The organism is Armatimonadota bacterium (assembly GCA_016223145.1).
GTDB lineage: Bacteria > Armatimonadota > Fimbriimonadia > Fimbriimonadales > Fimbriimonadaceae > Nitrosymbiomonas.
Genome location: JACRPN010000001.1, coordinates 44,626 through 61,019, shown reverse-complemented (window position 1 = coordinate 61,019; position 16,394 = coordinate 44,626). Strand labels below are relative to the sequence as shown.

17 protein-coding genes are annotated in these 16,394 nt (G+C 61.2%); 6 read left to right on the top strand and 11 right to left on the bottom strand.

Translation table 11 applies throughout. The annotated features are described in order from the left end of the window. Window positions 1-9: 9 nt before the first annotated feature. Window positions 10-213, top strand: coding sequence for a hypothetical protein (locus HZC36_00260; GenBank protein ID MBI5705404.1), 204 nt, complete (start codon window positions 10-12; stop codon window positions 211-213). Window positions 214-459: 246 nt separating this feature from the next. Here the strand turns inward: HZC36_00260 and HZC36_00255 are convergent, their stop codons facing one another. Genes HZC36_00255 through HZC36_00245 form a run of 3 tightly spaced genes read right to left on the bottom strand, consistent with a single transcriptional unit; the run spans window position 460 to window position 4,233 of the window. Beyond that, window positions 460-1,224 (bottom strand): hypothetical protein, encoded by a 765-nt coding sequence (locus HZC36_00255; protein MBI5705403.1) that lies wholly within the window; start codon window positions 1,222-1,224, stop codon window positions 460-462. A gap of 7 nt (window positions 1,225-1,231) precedes the next feature. Continuing rightward, window positions 1,232-2,578 carry a histidinol dehydrogenase gene (hisD, locus tag HZC36_00250; GenBank protein MBI5705402.1) on the bottom strand — a complete coding sequence of 449 codons (1,347 nt, stop codon included), beginning with the start codon at window positions 2,576-2,578 and terminating at the stop codon, window positions 1,232-1,234. A 59-nt stretch (window positions 2,579-2,637) separates the two neighbouring features. Continuing rightward, window positions 2,638-4,233, bottom strand: a complete 1,596-nt coding sequence (locus tag HZC36_00245; GenBank protein ID MBI5705401.1) for a glutamate--tRNA ligase — start codon at window positions 4,231-4,233, stop codon at window positions 2,638-2,640. A gap of 85 nt (window positions 4,234-4,318) precedes the next feature. Between HZC36_00245 and HZC36_00240 the strand changes: the two genes are divergently transcribed. From HZC36_00240 to HZC36_00230, 3 genes are all read left to right on the top strand, one after another. Next, window positions 4,319-5,542, top strand: a complete 1,224-nt coding sequence (locus HZC36_00240) for a hydroxyacid dehydrogenase (GenBank protein ID MBI5705400.1) — start codon at window positions 4,319-4,321, stop codon at window positions 5,540-5,542. 97 nt (window positions 5,543-5,639) lie between these two features. Further along, window positions 5,640-6,806, top strand: coding sequence for an ATP-dependent 6-phosphofructokinase (locus HZC36_00235; GenBank protein MBI5705399.1), 1,167 nt, complete (start codon window positions 5,640-5,642; stop codon window positions 6,804-6,806). Between the two features lie 315 nt (window positions 6,807-7,121). Beyond that, entirely contained in the window at window positions 7,122-8,630 is a 1,509-nt protein-coding gene (locus HZC36_00230) for a D-aminoacylase (protein MBI5705398.1), read from the top strand. Window positions 8,631-8,870: 240 nt separating this feature from the next. Here HZC36_00230 and HZC36_00225 read toward each other — a convergent pair whose 3' ends face one another. Both HZC36_00225 and HZC36_00220 read right to left on the bottom strand, forming a co-directional pair. Beyond that, a complete protein-coding gene (locus tag HZC36_00225) occupies window positions 8,871-9,293 on the bottom strand; it encodes a hypothetical protein (protein MBI5705397.1) in 423 nt (140 codons plus the stop codon). Window positions 9,294-9,499: 206 nt separating this feature from the next. Continuing rightward, on the bottom strand, window positions 9,500-9,922 hold the full coding sequence (locus tag HZC36_00220; GenBank protein ID MBI5705396.1) for a hypothetical protein: 423 nt from the start codon (window positions 9,920-9,922) through the stop codon (window positions 9,500-9,502). Between the two features lie 306 nt (window positions 9,923-10,228). Here HZC36_00220 and HZC36_00215 point away from each other — a divergent pair, with 306 nt between their 5' ends. Beyond that, window positions 10,229-10,615, top strand: coding sequence for a DUF4339 domain-containing protein (locus tag HZC36_00215; protein ID MBI5705395.1), 387 nt, complete (start codon window positions 10,229-10,231; stop codon window positions 10,613-10,615). 236 nt (window positions 10,616-10,851) lie between these two features. Here the strand turns inward: HZC36_00215 and HZC36_00210 are convergent, their stop codons facing one another. The 6 genes from HZC36_00210 to HZC36_00185 all read right to left on the bottom strand — a co-directional run bounded on the left by HZC36_00210 (window position 10,852) and on the right by HZC36_00185 (window position 15,450). Continuing rightward, window positions 10,852-11,292: a hypothetical protein gene (locus HZC36_00210; GenBank protein MBI5705394.1), complete on the bottom strand. Its 441-nt coding sequence runs from the start codon at window positions 11,290-11,292 to the stop codon at window positions 10,852-10,854. Then, on the bottom strand, window positions 11,292-13,211 hold the full coding sequence (locus HZC36_00205; protein MBI5705393.1) for a hypothetical protein: 1,920 nt from the start codon (window positions 13,209-13,211) through the stop codon (window positions 11,292-11,294). Before HZC36_00205 ends, HZC36_00210 begins: the two co-directional genes overlap by 1 nt. Before the next feature lie 8 nt (window positions 13,212-13,219). Next, window positions 13,220-13,786: a hypothetical protein gene (locus HZC36_00200; protein MBI5705392.1), complete on the bottom strand. Its 567-nt coding sequence runs from the start codon at window positions 13,784-13,786 to the stop codon at window positions 13,220-13,222. A 9-nt stretch (window positions 13,787-13,795) separates the two neighbouring features. Then, window positions 13,796-14,239: a type II secretion system protein gene (locus HZC36_00195; protein MBI5705391.1), complete on the bottom strand. Its 444-nt coding sequence runs from the start codon at window positions 14,237-14,239 to the stop codon at window positions 13,796-13,798. Window positions 14,240-14,375: 136 nt separating this feature from the next. After that, entirely contained in the window at window positions 14,376-14,705 is a 330-nt protein-coding gene (locus HZC36_00190) for a prepilin-type N-terminal cleavage/methylation domain-containing protein (GenBank protein ID MBI5705390.1), read from the bottom strand. Between the two features lie 151 nt (window positions 14,706-14,856). Continuing rightward, window positions 14,857-15,450, bottom strand: coding sequence for a hypothetical protein (locus HZC36_00185; protein ID MBI5705389.1), 594 nt, complete (start codon window positions 15,448-15,450; stop codon window positions 14,857-14,859). Between the two features lie 85 nt (window positions 15,451-15,535). Between HZC36_00185 and HZC36_00180 the strand changes: the two genes are divergently transcribed. Then, a complete protein-coding gene (locus tag HZC36_00180) occupies window positions 15,536-16,357 on the top strand; it encodes a M48 family metalloprotease (GenBank protein ID MBI5705388.1) in 822 nt (273 codons plus the stop codon). Window positions 16,358-16,394 lie beyond the last annotated feature (37 nt).

The following is a 16,394-nucleotide window of genomic DNA, read 5'->3' as shown; positions in this document are numbered from 1 at the left end:
CCATAGCCCATGAACGACTTCAGTGAATGGACCTCGCTCCCCGTCGCCTGGGCGGTGGCCAAGCTGTTTGCCGCGCTGTTGCTGATCTGCCTGTGGACCGACCACGTCGCCAAGAAGAAGGCCGGGCAGATTCCCAAGGGCGCCGACGCCTGGAATCCCGACGGCGTCAAGCTTCGGATGATCAGCGACCGCGAGTCGATCTCGCGTAACTAGCTCTGGCCCCTCCCTTGTTTTTCGCGAAGCGGAAAATGCTTCTGAGTCCCGACATGTCGGGAAGGGAGGGGTTGGGGTGGGAGACTAGCGCACTGCCGACGACAGCAAATCCTCCGGCCAAGCCCCTCACACTTGTTCGCCCTGCTCACAGACCCTCTTCCACGAGGGGAGAGGGAGTGCTCCCCTCCGCTTGTCGTTGCGAAGCCGCGAGAGTAGGAGAGGGTAGGGGTGGAGGTTCCGGAGGACTTAGCCCTGCAAGCGCTGGTCGACGCCTTCTGCAGTAGCTTCCAGGCTCGTATCTGATCCAGCAGCCTGGCGAAGGTGATCGGATTCAAAGATCATCCGCGCCTTGGCAATAACGCGACGAATGGCGGCCTTTCGCCGTCGGCAGGCGCCAAGTAACAGCCATCGCACGATGCTGAAGAGGCACGCAAGGAGCGCCACCAAAGTGAGGAGCTTCCCGGCAATCGGAAGTGGCGACTTGGTGAGCACGATTGCGGTTATCATGAGGCTGAAGAGTCCGTTGAGGATCAAATTGAGCCAGAGCAGGCTGTCCATGCTCGAATTGATTCGCAGCTTCGTTTTGCCGTCCACGGAAAGGGCGCTCACGTGGATCGTGTCGAGCTCATTCTCACCTCCACTCCATTCGTAGACGTCGCCCACCTTGTTCGTTTTCCCGGCGCGTCCAAACGCATGGCGCAACTCGGCGGTCAGGGCTTCCCATCGTTCGCTGTTGAGCGGACCGTCGAGGGTCATGGCCTCCTCGACACGGATCGGACCGCCGACCGTCGCTGAACCACCGGCTTCCGCCGCTTGAACCTCTTCGATCGCCTGCCGAATCGCGGACTTATCCAACCCAAGCTCCGATCCGATCTCGACGAGCTCGCTCCCGCCAATGCCCTCGGTCGCCGGCGTTGAGCCCTCCGTCTGCTGGATCTCTGAGGCCCGCCGAAGGATCTTGGCGACCTGCTTCTCTGAAAAGCGCTTCTTCGAGGGTTGGCTGGGCTCCATCTAGGTTCTATCGTGCCTCATCTTCGAATCGGATGCTTGCGCCGCGGCCGTGTTGGGGGAAGCCCTCCATCTCGGCGAACGCCTCGATGGTCGGGCGAAGTTCGGCGAGGTCCTCTTTGGTCAGGCAGCTGATGCTCTGGAACTTGAGGAAGGTCATGACGTTGACCGGACTGGCGAACCGCGCGCCGAGGTTGGTGGGGAGGGTGTGGGAGGGTCCGGAGACGAAGTCGCCGGCCGACTGGGGAGTGTAGTCGCCGAGGAGTATGCAGCCTGCGCTCTTAATATAAGAAGCTGCTTGCTCGAGCTCTCCAACCATGCACGAAAGGTGTTCTGAGGCGATCGAACTACCCTTCATGCTCGCCTCATAGAGCTTCTTGACGACAAAGCAGATTCCCTTTTCCTTCAGAGCCTTTCGCATGATGGCTTCTCGTGGAGAGCCGGCAAGCTGCTTCTCTGCCTCGGCCAAAATCTCGTCGGCTTTGTCGCGGTTCGTGCTGACCAGCACGGCGAAGTTATCTTCGCTGTGTTCGATTTGGGTCAACAGGTCTGCTGCGGCGAATCGGGCGTTCGCCGTCTCATCGACAAGAACGCAGACCTCGCTGGGCCCAGCGTAGCTATCGAGACCCACAGAACCCCACAACTGTCTCTTCGCCTCATTGACCCAGGCGTTGCCAGGGCCGCACACCAGGTCGCACCTCAGCCAGGGATTCTTGTCCGACCAGAACTCCTCCGTTGTATCGCCATGAGCCATGAATGCAATGGCGGCCGCGCCACCAACCTTAGCGATCTGCTCGATGCCAAGCTCTCGGGCCGCAACCAAGATCGCCGGATGGACGCTTCCATCCGGCAGGGCAGGCGTGCACACACAAAGCTCACCCACACCGGCCACAATCGCTGGTACGGCATTCATGATGACCGAGCTTGGATAGGCCGCCTTGCCTCCTGGCACATAGAGCCCGACGCGATTGACGGGAATCAGACGCTGGCCTTCGAAGCCGGTCGCCTCCGCAGCCGCATCCTTGCGAGCAGGCGTGCGCCATTCCCAGATCCTCGTCTCGCCCCAGAGCTTTGCTTTCTTCCACCCCCTGGTGAGGGCAGTGAGCTGCTGATAGTGGAATTGAGTGACACGCTCGATGCTCTTGACAATGGCATCGTGCTCGCGCGTTGCAAGTCGGGCGGTTCGGATTTCCTTTGACGAGACGGCGATGTTCTTGAGACTGATCTTGGGACTGTCGAACCGTTTGGCATATTTCACCGCTGCCCGAACGCCGTTCTTCTCGATGTCAGCAAGAATCTTCCATACAGCCTTAGATGTTTCAGGGTTCGGCTTTGGCCGCCTCGCAGCAATTTCCATGCACAGATCAACCCATTGTGGGATCGTCTCCTTGGAGAGTTCCACCACCCGGCACAGGCTCAACGGAGCATCTCCTTGGCGCGTTGAAGGCGGCGGACCATGCGCTCGGGGCCGAGCACTTCCATCAGCTCGAACAGCCCCGGGCCGGTGGTCTTGCCAGTGAGCGCCACACGCACCGGGTGGACAATCGGGCCGAGCTTCTCGAAACCGTGCGTCTCAGCCCAGGCGCGGAGGAAGGCTTCGCAGTCGGCGGCTGACGGACCGGATCTCCACCCCCTGACCCCCTCCTTCCCGACACGTCGGGACTCGGAGGCATTTTCGCTTCGCGAAGACGAGGAGGGGGAAGAGAGCCACCCCACCAAGTCCTCACAAAGCCCCCGCACGTGAGACTCACCAAACCACTTTTCGACTGCCTTCTCGTCCATCGGGGGCTCGTCCTGCAGGAAGAACGCGCAGGCCTCGCCAAAGTCTGCCAGCGTCGTCACGCGCTCGCGCTCCAGAGCAATCGCCTGGGTGACATAGCCGGCGTCCTTGTCCAAGCTGTTTTCGAGAAGCTGCAGCGACTGCCCCTTGTGGCCCTCATGCTCCGGGCGCAGCCAGTAGTCCGCCGTTTCCGGACGGTGAAGATAGGTTCTGACCCGATCGGCTAACTGCTCGGGCGCCAAGGACCGGATGTAGTTGCCGTTCATCCAGACCAGCTTGTCGAGGTCGAAAACGCCGGGCGAGGGCTGAAGGCCACTGAGGTCGAACGCCTCTGCCATCTCCTGCATGCTCATCAGTTCGCGGTCGCCCCCCGGCGCCCAGCCGATCAGCGCGATGAAGTTCGCCAGGGCCTCGGGCAGGTACCCGCCGTCGCGATAGTCCAGGCACTTCGTGTCGCCGTGGCGCTTGCTGAGCTTCTTGCCGTCCTTGCCCAGGATCACCGGTACGTGCACGAACTCAGGCGGCTCCCAGCCGAGCGCCTCGAAGAGCCACACATGCTTGGGCGCGCTGCTGATCCACTCTTCGCCACGAATGATGTGCGTGATCTCCATCAGGTGGTCGTCGATCATCGCCGCGCAGTGATAGGTCGGCATGCCGTCGGCCTTCAGGAGCACCGGGTCATCGACCACGTCGCTGTCGAACTCTACGCGTCCTCGAATGGCGTCGTGGACGACAAGCTTGCGTCCTCTGGGCATCTTTAGCCGGATCACCCCCGGCTTGCCTTCTTCAGTTGCCTGTGCGATCTGGCCCGCTGAAGCCTCTCGCCAATGGCCGCCGAAGTAGCCCACTTGGAGCTTGTTGAGTTGCTGCGTCAGGCGCATCTCCTCAAGCTCCTCTGGGGTGTCAAAAGCCCAATAGGCGTTACCGGATTCGATCAGGTTATCGACCCATTCCCTATAGATACCAAGCTGCGCCCGCTCTGATTGCCGATACGGCGCGTACGGCCCGCCAATGTCCGGCCCTTCTTGCCATTCGACGCCGATCCACCTGAGGGATTCGAGGATCTCCTCCTCGCAACCGGGGATGTAGCGGCTGCGGTCGGTGTCCTCCAGTCGCACGATCATCGTGCCGCCGAATCGCCGCGCCAGCAAATAGTCGAACAGCGCCGTGCGGATGTTGCCGACGTGTGGGCTGCCGGTGGGGCTTGGAGCATAGCGGACGCGGACGGACATGGAAGGTCAGAGAGTACCTGGGAGGGGTGCGTGGCAACGGGCTGCCAAGGCCAGACGCCAGGGTGCGCCGGTAAACTCTGCAGCCATGAAGGTTCTCGTCGCGGACAAGTTTGAAAAGATCGGAATGGACGGCTTGAAGTCCCTGGGATTGGAGGTCGACAGCCAGCCCGATCTGAAGGACGCTGCCCTAGGCGAGGCCATACGAAGCTCCGGCGCCGAGGTCCTGATTGTTCGGGGCACCAAGGTGACGGCCGACATGCTGGAAGACACGCGCCTTGGCCTCATCATCCGCGCCGGCGCAGGCTACAACACCATCGACGTGGCCGCAGCGAGCAAGAAGGGCATCTATGTGACGAACTGCCCCGGCAAAAACGGACTTGCCGTGGCGGAGCTTGCTTTTGGCCTCATCCTCGCCTGCGACCGCCGAATACCCGACAACGTCGCAGAACTCAGAGCCGGGCACTGGAACAAGAAGGAGTACAGCAAGGCGCGCGGTCTCTATGGACGAACCCTCGGCCTTATCGGCATGGGCAACATCGGGCAGGAAATGGTTTCGCGCGCCAAGGCGTTCGGAATGCACGTCGTGTCCTTTAGCCGTTGGATGACCCCCGAAGTGGCTTCTGCGCTTGGGATCGGCCGGGCGGATTCCGCCAAGGAAATCGCCGAGCAGTCGGACGTGGTTTCGGTACACGTAAGCCTGAACCCCGCAACTCGCGGCCTCCTAGGCAAGGCGTTCTTCGACTCAATGAAGCCGGGAGCCATTTTCGTCAACACGAGCCGTGCCGAGGTGATCGATCAGGCGGCCCTGCTGAGCGCCATTCGCGAGAAAGGCCTGATCGCCGGCCTGGACGTTTTCGAGGGTGAACCGGACACAGGCGAAGCCGACTATGATGGCGTCCTCAAGGACCATCCCCGCGTGTATTGCACCCACCACATCGGCGCAAGCACCGAGCAGGCCCAGGAAGCCGTCGCGCGCGAGACGGTGCGGATCGTGAAGGACTATAAGAACACCGGCGTGCCGCCCAACGTGGTGAACGTGAAGAAAGCGGAGATCGCCACGCACGTCATGGTCGTTCGGCATGAGGACCGCGTCGGCGTTCTTTCCGACGTGTTCGCAATCCTGAAGGAAGAGGGGATCAGCGTTCAGGAAATGGAAAACGTGATCCTAGGCGGGGCTCACGCCGCCATCGCGCAAATCTCGCTGGACAAGGCGCCCGGGGAGGAGTCGATCCACAGAATTAAGCTCCATCCAAGCGTGTTCGACGCCAACGTCTTTGCCATCGAGAAGGAAGCGGCCCCCGTGGGCTAAACTCTGAAGGAAAGGCACTGCATTCCCGCCGACGATGCCGGGGCGCCAACTTTGAGGCGCGTCTTTCACCGACCTACTACCTTGAGTGGGGAGAACTATGGCAAAGAGGATTGGCATCTTGACCGGCGGCGGCGACGTCCCCGGCCTTAACCCGTGTATCAAAGCGGTCGTTCAGCGCGCCACCGAAGAGGGCCACGAGGTCATCGGCTTTCGACGCGGCTGGGCGGGCCTGCTCAACTTCAACCCGGACGATCCCGAAGGCAACAAGCAGTGGATGATCCCCCTGGACATCTACAACACGCGCACGATCGACCGCACCGGAGGCACGTTCCTTCACACCTCGCGCACGAACCCTCAGCGTGTGACGGCAGACCGAATCCCTGAATTTCTGAAAGACCCGAACAACCCGAGCCCAGGACCCGATGAGATATTCGACTTCACGCCCCACGTTCTCAAGAACCTGGACTTTCTGGGTGTGGATGCGCTGGTGACCATCGGCGGCGACGACACGCTTTCCTATTCCGCTCGGCTTGACCAAGAGAAGTTCCCCGTCATCGCCATCCCGAAAACGATGGACAACGACGTGTATGGCACCGACTACTGCATCGGGTTTTCGACCGCCGTCACGCGCAGCGTCAACTTCATCACGGCTCTGCGAACCCCCACCGGCTCGCATGAGCGCATCTGCGTGGTCGAGCTCTTCGGGCGCAATTCCGGCGAGACCTCGCTGATCTCGGCCTACCTGGCGGGAGTGGACCGCGCCATCATCTCGGAGGTTCATTTCGATCCGGAGAAGCTCGCTTGGATGCTGGTCCAGGACAAGAAGAACAACCCCAGCAACTATGCGATCATGACGATTTCCGAAGGCGCGCAGATGATCGGCGGCAAGATCATCGAGTATGGCCAAGCCGACGCCTACGGCCACAAGAAGCTGGGCGGTATCGGGCAGATCACCGGCGACGCCATCAAGGACCTGACCGGCGAGCACATCATCTATCAGCAAATCGCCTACCTGATGCGCTCCGGTGAGCCGGACGCGCTCGACCGCATGGTGGCGTTCAGCTTTGCCAACCTCGCGACCGACCTGCTGCTGAAGGGCAAGTCGGGCACGATGGTCGCGCTCCGCGAAGGCAAGTACACCGTCGTGCCGCTGGAAACAGCGATTTCTGGCAAGAAGCGAGTGGACGTGCTGGAGCTCTACGACGCCGACGCCTATCGCCCGAAGGTTGCGCACGTGCTGAACAAGCCGATGTTTCTTTACTAGGGAAGCGAAGGGCGAAGCGCGATGCGCGAAGAGCGTCGGGCGATGCGCGAAGAGCGTCGGGCGATGCGCGAAGGGCGACAGGCGATAAGCGATAGGCGAGGGGCGATTCTGGAGCCCCCTCCTTGGTTTTGCGCAGCGAAACTGCTTCCGAGTCCCGGCTTGTCGGGAAGGAGGGGGTTGGGGGTGGAGACTCCGGCGGGTGCCTGAATCGGGTGTCAAATCCCGCCCCCTCACCCCCGTTCGCTCCGCTCACGGACCCTCTCCCACGAGTGGAGAGGGGGACCATCTCTCCCCCATCCCGAGTAAAACTCCAACATGCACTTCGTCCTGTCTCTCCTCGCATCGGCGGTCCTGGCGCCGCAGTCGATCCTGATCCGTGGCGGAACCGTTGTCGACGGCCTGGGCGGTGCGCCGAAGCGGGCCGACATTCGGATCGTCGGAGACCGCATTGAGGCCGTAGGGAACCTGCGAAGACGGGCCAATGAGACCCTGATCGACGCCAAAGGCCTGGCCGTCGCACCCGGATTCATCGACGCGCACAGCCATGCAGACGGCAACGCCAAGGAGCAGCCGCTTCAAAAGAGCCAGATCCTGCAGGGCATCACGACGGCAATCGTGGGGCAAGACGGCGGTGGCACCAAACCTGTATACAGGTTCTTTCTTCCGTTGAAAATGGCTCACGCGGCCCTGAATTTCGCTTCATTCGCTGGACACGGGGAAATACGCGAGGAGGTTATGGGAAAGGACTATAAGAGGCCCGCGACCCGGGAAGAACTGGAGCAAATGAAGACGCTTCTCGCAGGTACCTTGCGCGCCGGCGCGCTCGGCCTTTCTTCCGGCCTTGAATACGATCCCGGCTACTACGCTTCAACTGAGGAGTTGATTGAACTGGCGAAGATTGCAGCGGACTGGGGGGGAAGCTACATCAGCCACGTCCGCGACGAGGGCAACGCAGCCTTGGACAGCTTCCGCGAGGTCGTTCGCATTGCCCGAGAAGCCAAAATCCCAGCCCAGATCTCCCACATCAAACTGGGAACGGCCTCCGTGTGGGGCAAAGCGCCCGAGGTCCTGAAACTCATTCATCAGGCTCGAATGGAGGGGCTTTCGATCGCCGCTGACGTATACCCGTACCTCTATTGGCAGTCCACAATCACCGTCCTGACACTCGACCGCAACTGGGACGACAAACAAGTGTGGGTCAAGGCGCTCGCCGAAGTGGGCGGGCCCCAGAACGTGCTGCTCAGCGAGTATTCGCCGAACCCCGCCTGGGTTGGCAAAACCCTGAAGCAGATCGCCGACGAGACCGGCAAGGACGCGGTCGAGGTGATTCAGGAGATCGTCCGCAAGACCCATGGACCTGAGGGCCAGGGACGGGAGTCGATCGTGTGCACCGCGATGTCGGAGAACGATCTGGTGGCGTTCATCCAGTCGCCGCACATCATGTTCTGCACGGATGGGCGCGACGGTGGCTCACATCCCAGGGGAGCGGGATCGTTTCCCAGGATCCTCGGGCGGTACGTGCGCGAAAAGAAAGTCCTCTCGCTCCAGGAGGCAATCCGAAAGATGACGTCACTCCCGGCATCCCGATTTCGCCTGATTGGCCGGGGCAGGATCGCTAAGGACTACTTTGCCGACATCACCATCTTCGATCCCAAGACCATCACGGACCTGGCTACCCCCAACAACCCTACGGCCCTTTCAAAAGGGGTTCAGTACGTCTTGGTGAACGGGCAGATCGTGCTGGACAAGGGTCGGATGACGGGAAAGAGGCCTGGGAGGGTGTTGCAGGGACCGTACACGGATATGGGTCGCGCTCTTCACTGACCCGGCAGTGCGAAACTGCAAGACCCCACATTGCGATGGATAATTCTGCCTCGACAGATGTATTGTTCGGGCCTAACGCGGCGGCGCGGTTGGGTGAGTCTCTTGCGTTTGCGAACTGCCTGAAGGACACCACTCACAGGTGGGATCCGTGACAGTTAGTGCTATAGGGCCACCCTCACCAGACCAGATACGTTTATACGGGATCAACAGTTCGAGCCGATGGGCTCAGTCCCATTTCTGCTAGCGCCTTGTAAGCGACACTTGCTTCCCGTCCATGGCCACGAAATGAATGCCTTGCTCGTCCGATCTCAGCTTGGGGTCATGCTCTGTCTTTGGAGAACGGGCATCAACCGTAACGCCAAACCACGATCCCGCGGGCAGAGCAAAGAAACCGTAGTCCTTGAAACTGGCTCCCAAGCCAAGTTCTGAGCTGTAATGGCCGGAACGAATTGTATAGCGGTGGATCGTTCCACTCTCGAATTCGACCCAAAGGTCACCACACGGAGACACAAGAGCTCTGGCCGAGACGGGTTTGCCCTCCACGGTTACGCGAACAGAAGGGTCGGGGCACCAAGCATTGGCTCCGAGCCACCAGACGTAGCGGTATGAGAGGCCGATGCCCGCAGCGAGAGCCAGCCACTTCACGAAGCGCCTTGACCTCATGTCTATTGAGACGTTTAGGGGCTGCAATTTCACCCCGACAGGGCTCATTGCGGTCCGACACCGAGTTCCAGGGCTCCTCCCTTCGCTCCAACGGCTCGGCCCTTTGAGCCTAAGGAACCGCATTTGCAGGAATCGCAGTGGCTTCCTGGGTTCGATGCCCAGTGGGCAAGAGGCTGCTCCCATAACCGGGAGTGCCTTGTTCATTCCTATGCCCCCGGAGCGTCTTGAGGAAAGTCGATCTTAATGACCGGCAGGCGCTCTTCGCCGATCTTGTGCCCGTCGCAAAGGATGTCCAGGCGATAGATTCCTGCCTTTTCGAAACGGACGCCGCCCATGCCAACCGTCATGTGCATGCGCTGGGGACCGAAACCCGGGTCCTTCGGCACGTTCGCCGGCGGGCCCTCGAACCGGAGAATCGAGCGGCCGTCCTCGTCGATGACCTCGAAGACGAAGGCGTGGGGCGACCCCGATTCGGAGTGCTCGAACTCCACTTCCACGCAGATGAAAAAGGGTGGGTGGTCGATTGGCAGCTCCGGCACCCGGATGTTGTCGAAGATGCCGATCATGCTGTGCCTGCCGTTCAAAAGCTGGCAGGCGTATTCGCAAAACTTGCTGTAAAGGACCCGCACGCCTGAATTATGAGGGGAACGGGACAATCGTGCTTTAGGGGGTGGCACGGGCTACGTGTTGCCCGTGAGTCCCAACGCAACTTGAACCTTCCGAAGTCCCAGGCACGGGCAACAAGTAGCCCGCGCCACCCAGAAGCTGTGCGCGGGAGGCGGTCTTGTGGGGCGTGAGTGGCGGGCCTTTCCCGACAATAGGAGGGTTCGACTGGGACATTCGCCCTGAATTCTCCGTTCGCAAGCCATAATCTGTCAAGCCTCGCGTAAGCTCTCATCAGGAGGCAGCGCGAACGGCGTCCGGACCCAAAAATCGTGGCGGATTGGTATTACATCGGGCATTACGGCCAACTGGGACCGCTCACCCGGGATCAGATCGACGAACTGATCGTGGGCGGCGTCATCACGCGCGAGACCTACGTCTGGCATCCGGGCATGCCCGATTGGCTCACCGCCGACCGCGTGAGCGAACTTGCCGACTGCTTTCGAATGTCGCAGCCGTTCGGAGCGCCGCCGCCGCCGCCCGGACAGCGCGCCGCGCCGCCGAGGTTTGGCGAGGTCTACGCGCCCTATGGGACGGACCACACGCAGCAGCCGACCTCCACCGGCATCTACGGCTATTCGAGCCCTTCTTATCTTCCGGTGGCCAGCGACAGAAGCCGGGTCGCAGCCGGAATTCTCCATCTTCGCCGGCAGCCCTAGGGTGGATGGCTTTGGGCGGTCGCTGGCGCCGTAGGCGCAAGGTGCTAGGGGCGGGAGTTGGGTTTTGCGCCGGCGGAGTGTCCACCCCCAACCCCCTCCTCATTTACGAACCAAAACGAGGAGGGGGCTCGACCTTACTTCGACCTTCGCCCGCTGCCCCCTCACCCGGTCCCGTAAGGCGCGGGATCTGCGATTCGCTTCGCTCCTCGCCCTTCACCCTTCGCGAAGGGACGGCCTCATCGCCCGGGTTTTCCGCGGAAGCTAGCCGGAACCGGTGCGATCCGGTTGGCCAGCATCCGAAGCGCCGCCACAAGCGCGAACCCAAGAAGGAGCGTGATCACCGCCCACATCCAGGGAAATCCCCGGCCATCGTTCATGCCTCTTGCCGCCTCACGCAGCACCTGCGCCGCTGACCCTTCATCGCCCGAGGCCTGGGCGGCGCTGAGGGCGCCTGCCGCGTCCGGATCTGAGGATTCGCGCCCGGCGTATTCCTGCTCGGTGTCCATCGGCACCTCGCCGACGGGCCCTTGGGTGCCCTGATAGAGCGCCTGCTCTTGGGCGACCACGTCCTGGCCCCGCTCCGCTTCAACCTTCAGCGGCCCGCGGTCTCCGATCGGCGCCGGAGAATAGGCCGCGATCCCAAAGACGATGAACGCTACGATGCATCTTCCTTTCATCAGTTACTGGCTCCTGTGCTGCTTCCATACGCCATGTTGAACATGAAGCCCCTGTCTTGCCAGGTGCTTCGCAGCAGGGTTGGGCTGCGCGGAAGCGTGAGGTCGATCAGCGGCGAGTTGGTGAGGCTTCGCTCGCGAATCCGGGTGTCGTAGTTCATATACATCGGCAGGCTGAACACGACCATGGCTTCGTCCTTGCAGATGATCGAGCCGTTCATCACCACACCGCCACCACCCGTGCCGATGTTTCCGCCGCCGATGAAGTTTGTATAGAGGATCGCGTCGATTTGGTTGATCCCCTCGGCGATGCTGTTCATCGTGGCATCGGAGATCGTCGACTGATATCGCTTCTTTCCGGTCGAGTCCACTTCCTTGGCGTTGTAGGGCGGGATCCAGTTGCCGTTCTCGTCGTAACGGCCCTTGGTGAAGGGCGGGGTCATATACTGAAGCGGATAGGAGTCCGTAAAGGCAGTCGTCTTGCCCATGACCACGGAGCCGCGCGCCGCCAGACCCAGGAACGAGCGCTTCTCGTTCGCATTGTCGATGGCCGACATGCTCGATCCGCGGAAGTCCGGCGCGCCGACATCCATCCCGGCGAGGTTCTGGTTGGAGTACCGGACGCTCCCCACCACGTGCACATTTCGGCCCGTGTAGATGGTCCCCTGGCCCGCGACGTAGCCCTTGATCACGCAGTCCTGAGTGAAAGTGACCGGTCCATGCACCCGGATCGGCTTCGACGAGGTCCCGATGATGGTGCCCGTGCCGGAGAGTACGCCGTTCGTCGTGATGCGCTGGTAGGAGTTGGTCGAGGAGTTCCAGACGTCCACATAGGCGCCCTGGCCGTATCCCGGGTTGTTCGAGCCGTCGGCAAACTTGGCCTTGGTATCCACATAGGAGCTGCTAAGGCTCTGATAATAGGCAAGGTCGCTAAGGTCGGGCATGATGACCTCTTCCGTCGACTTGCCGTCGAGAAGCGACGTGGTTGGCGTGGAGCTGGAACTCGTGCGCTGCCAAGACTTGTATCCCGAGACGTCTCCGAGGAATGCGCCGGCGAGCCTGTTCTTCACGATCGAGGCATCGGGATCGAAAATGACGTCGCGCCACTGCTCGTAGGTGTCACTGCCCCGCTCGCCGTGCTTAGTGGAGTCGTAGACCTGGCGCATGCGCTCCTTAGAGGGCGTGGAGGTGCTGGCCACCATCGACGCGTAGCTGGAGGTGTTCATCTTCACCGGCGCGGTGTTGATGGTGCCCGCTGCAGCCGGGCTCAGCTTCTCGTTCATGCACGCCAGGATCGAGCCGTTGCAGGTGGGAGAGCCGTTCAGGAAGTTGAAGTTCCCGTTCGCGCGGCTGTCTCCGTTGATGTAGAGCTGGGTCGGCGAGAAGCCGTCCATCCAGCCGTAGTTGTTCACGAAATAGGTGTAATCGAAGACTTGGCTGCGCGTAAGCTGGAAATTGGAGTTGACGTCGACGGTCTTGCGAGGCTCCGCTTCGTCGAGCTGCCCATTGCCGTTAAGGTCCTGCCAGCCGACCGCCCGAACGCGCACCAGCCTGGAGTAGGTATCTCCGTTGGGCTGCTGCATCGAGATGACTCCGGCGGAGTATCGGCCCACGCCGGGAATCGTGCCATTGACCATCGCTACGGGCGAGTTCTCACTGGCGCCGTTGCAAGAAGATTCCAGGCCCGTGAACTGCTGCGTGATCTTGAAGGGGCGCCACAGGTTTCGCAGAACGGCCTGAACGCCTGCCTCGCACAGGTGCGTCGTTTCGATGTCGAGTTCCTGACGATAGGCGACGCGGACGGTCTGGGTCGCGCTGTTCACATACGACACGCCGCCGATGGCGAGCAGGCCAAGGATGGCGAACGTCGTCACCAGCACGTAGCCGCGCTTGCGGTTGTTCCTCTTTCGAGTTCCTTTCATGGCATCTCCTAAGTGCCCGTCAACTCGGGCACATTCCGAAGGTAAATCGTCTCACGGCTGCGACTGGTGCTCCACTCGTCCTTGTATTCGTTGGTTTTCGTCACGACCATGATCGTCAACTGACGGGTGATCGAGCCCGAGCCCGCCGTGAACAACTTGTAGGCGTGGTTGCCGTCCCATTGAGGGTCGTTCAACACCACGTGCCGGCAGACCACGCGTTCTCCGCCGCCGGTGATCCAGATATTCCCATCAACGTAGTCGATCCGCCGTTGGACTCCGTCCCACTCGACCGGCGTGATCCAATCGCCGCTCTCGTTCTTCTTGGGAAGGCGGTAGCTGAGCCCTAAACCGTCCGAATCCACGGTGACCGACATGGCCTCACGCAACTCGGACGCGATGAGTCGAACGGCGATCTGCGACCCGTTGTTTGCCGTGATGTGCGCCTCACCGCGAGACCACTGCGCCATGCCGAAGAGAAACAGCATGACGGCCGTGAACAGTACGCCGACACTTATGGTGCTGGCCATCATCAGCTCGACAGTGGTCAAGCCAAGGTTCTTGCGTTGCTTCGTCATGGGTCTCCTTCAGAGGTTGGCGATCAGTGTGCCCACCGACACCGACTTGGCCGATCCACGCTCGACGTAGCTCACGGTCACCGTCACGCGCCGCAGGTCGATGTCGGCCTGCTCGAGCTTGACGGCGCCGGTTCCGCTTGGAAGAATGCGGCTGGGATTGTCGCGGGCGGCGTTGTCGGCATTGGTGAACGAATAGGTCGTATCGGCGATCGGCGTGGTGCTATCAATCAGGCCGAAGGAATAGAGCTGAGTGTAGGTGGCGTTGGCGTAGCCCAGGCCCCGGATGGCCTCGAGCTCCTTTTGCGCGAGCCCCATGGCCCGCTGCTTGAGCTCGGAGATTGTGCGCGCGTTCGTCCCGATCGGCATCGTGGACAAGACGACGCTCGCCGCAGAGAACACAAGGAACACGGCAAACAGACTCTCGATTAGGGTTGCACCACGCTTGCGGTTCATCAATTTACACCCAATGAGATCGATTCCATACTTTGGCGTCCAATTCACCAGGCAATGCCCCGCGAATCGACCCGCCAAACAAACAACGACGGCGCGGCCAACACTGGCCGCGCCGTCGTTGATCTCGAAAGCGAGATTACAGGGTGTGCGTGCCGCCGGTCGAGCAGGTCGGCTCGGTGGCGACGTCTCCAATCGTGTAGCTGCCGCCGCTCGGGCAATCGGGCCACTTCTTGATGTACGTGGGCTCGAGGTCACCCTGGACGGGCGTGTCGGTGGCGCCCTTCTTCTCTTCCATCGCCCACTGCTCTTTGGCAGCCTCGATCTGGCGAAGGTTGGCGACACAAGTCTTACCTCGGCTCGACTCGCGAGCCTTGATGAAGTTCGGAACAGCGATGGCAAGTAGGATTCCGATGATCAAAACCACGATCATGATTTCGACCAGCGTGAAACCCTTCGATTTTCTAATTCGGTTCATAGCGACCTATTCGTCCTCCCGTTGGTTTGGGCAGAGCCCCGGTAGCTGGGTGTTTCCACAACGGCCACCACACGGAGCACGTACTAACACCAGGATTGTCGGCGGGAGGCCAGGGACTTCTTAGGGTTGGGCTTGGGTGCGCTCAGGGCTTGGGGTGGCCGTAAACCTCTTCGAGCTTTTTCTGGTAAACGGCCATCGGCGGCATACCCATCTTCTTCCGCCTCGCGTCAAGCCGAGAGGGGTCCTCGGTGGGGGCCATCACCCACTTTCCGCGCTCGATGATGAACTGAGTGCCGTATCGCTGCTTGCGGTGCATCGCCCTCGCCACGCGGTCAAAGAGATAGGCGTAGTCTTGCTTCTTAACCTCGCCGGTCCCCATGAGCGGCTCGATCAGCTTGAGGCAGTGCTCTTGAAACTTCGGGTCCAGGTCGGCGTGCTGAACGAGCAGCCAAGCGTCGTGGGCAGCCTGCTTTCCCACCGAACTCGATCTGGGCCACCCGATTCGTGCAATCAGTTCCTTCATGTAGGCCGTGTTCTCGCGGTCGATTCGCGCCATCTCCCGCAGGTCGGCCTGGCTGAGCGGCTTGCTCTGTTTCATCGCTTCGACGATGACGTTTCGCGCCTCCTGGTCCGCCATTACCCGCGCCTCGATCTGAAAGGCGATTTCACGGGCTGCGGGCGAAGAGGGCGACTGGTCCGGCTGAATCCAGGCTACGGCCAAGAGAGCTGGGAGCATTTGTGCATTGTACGCAAGCGACAAGGTCCCGCCTCCTGCAAACAATGGCGCTTGGCAGGCGTCAAAGTAAGAGATGAGCTTACGCATGAAGTGGCATCACCCTCTGCTTGTTGCCGGACTGGTTTTTTCGAGCCTGCCACAGGCTCAGGCGGACATGTTCAAGCCGAGCAAGTCTGAGCAGGTGAAGCTGGGCGAGCGCGTGGCGAAGGACCTGCGGAAGCAAGAGAAGATCTTGCCAGACGCCGACATCAAGGTGGCTACGCTCCGGCGCATCGCCGACCGCCTGATGGCTTTTGTCCCCCAAAAGGAGAAGGCCACCTGGAAGTTCAGCTTTGACGTGGTCGAATCCAAGCAGGTGAACGCCTTTGCGCTCCCTGGCGGGCCGGTCTTTTTCTACACCGGGCTCATCAACAAGATGGATACCGAGGACCAGATGGCGGGGGTGCTCGCTCACGAGTTGACCCATGTGCGCAAAGAGCACTGGGCGAACGCCTATGCCGACCAGCAGCGCCGTGCGCTGGGCCTCACGGTACTCCTGACCATCTTTAACGCCAACAACACCATCGCCAGCGCGGCGAGCATCGCCAACGACGTGGCACTTTCGCTCCCATTTTCGCGCAGGCACGAAACCGAGTCGGATACTGTGGGCTTCGACCTGATGGTCCAGGCGGGCTTCAACCCTCAGGGGATGGTGGACGTGTTCGAGATGCTGCGCAAGCAGAGCGGCGACAAGCCGCCCGAGTGGCTGAGCACGCACCCGGACGACAAGAACCGCATCAAGAAGCTCCAGGAGAGGGTGGCGAAAACCGGCAAGACGTTCGCACCCCAAACACCCCTGCCCTTCCCCAAAGCGCCTGAAGAGAAGAAGAAGGAGAAGAAGGAAGGTGGCGGGGCGTTAAGGCGTTAAGGCATTAGGGCATTGAGGCATTGGGGCATTGGGGCGT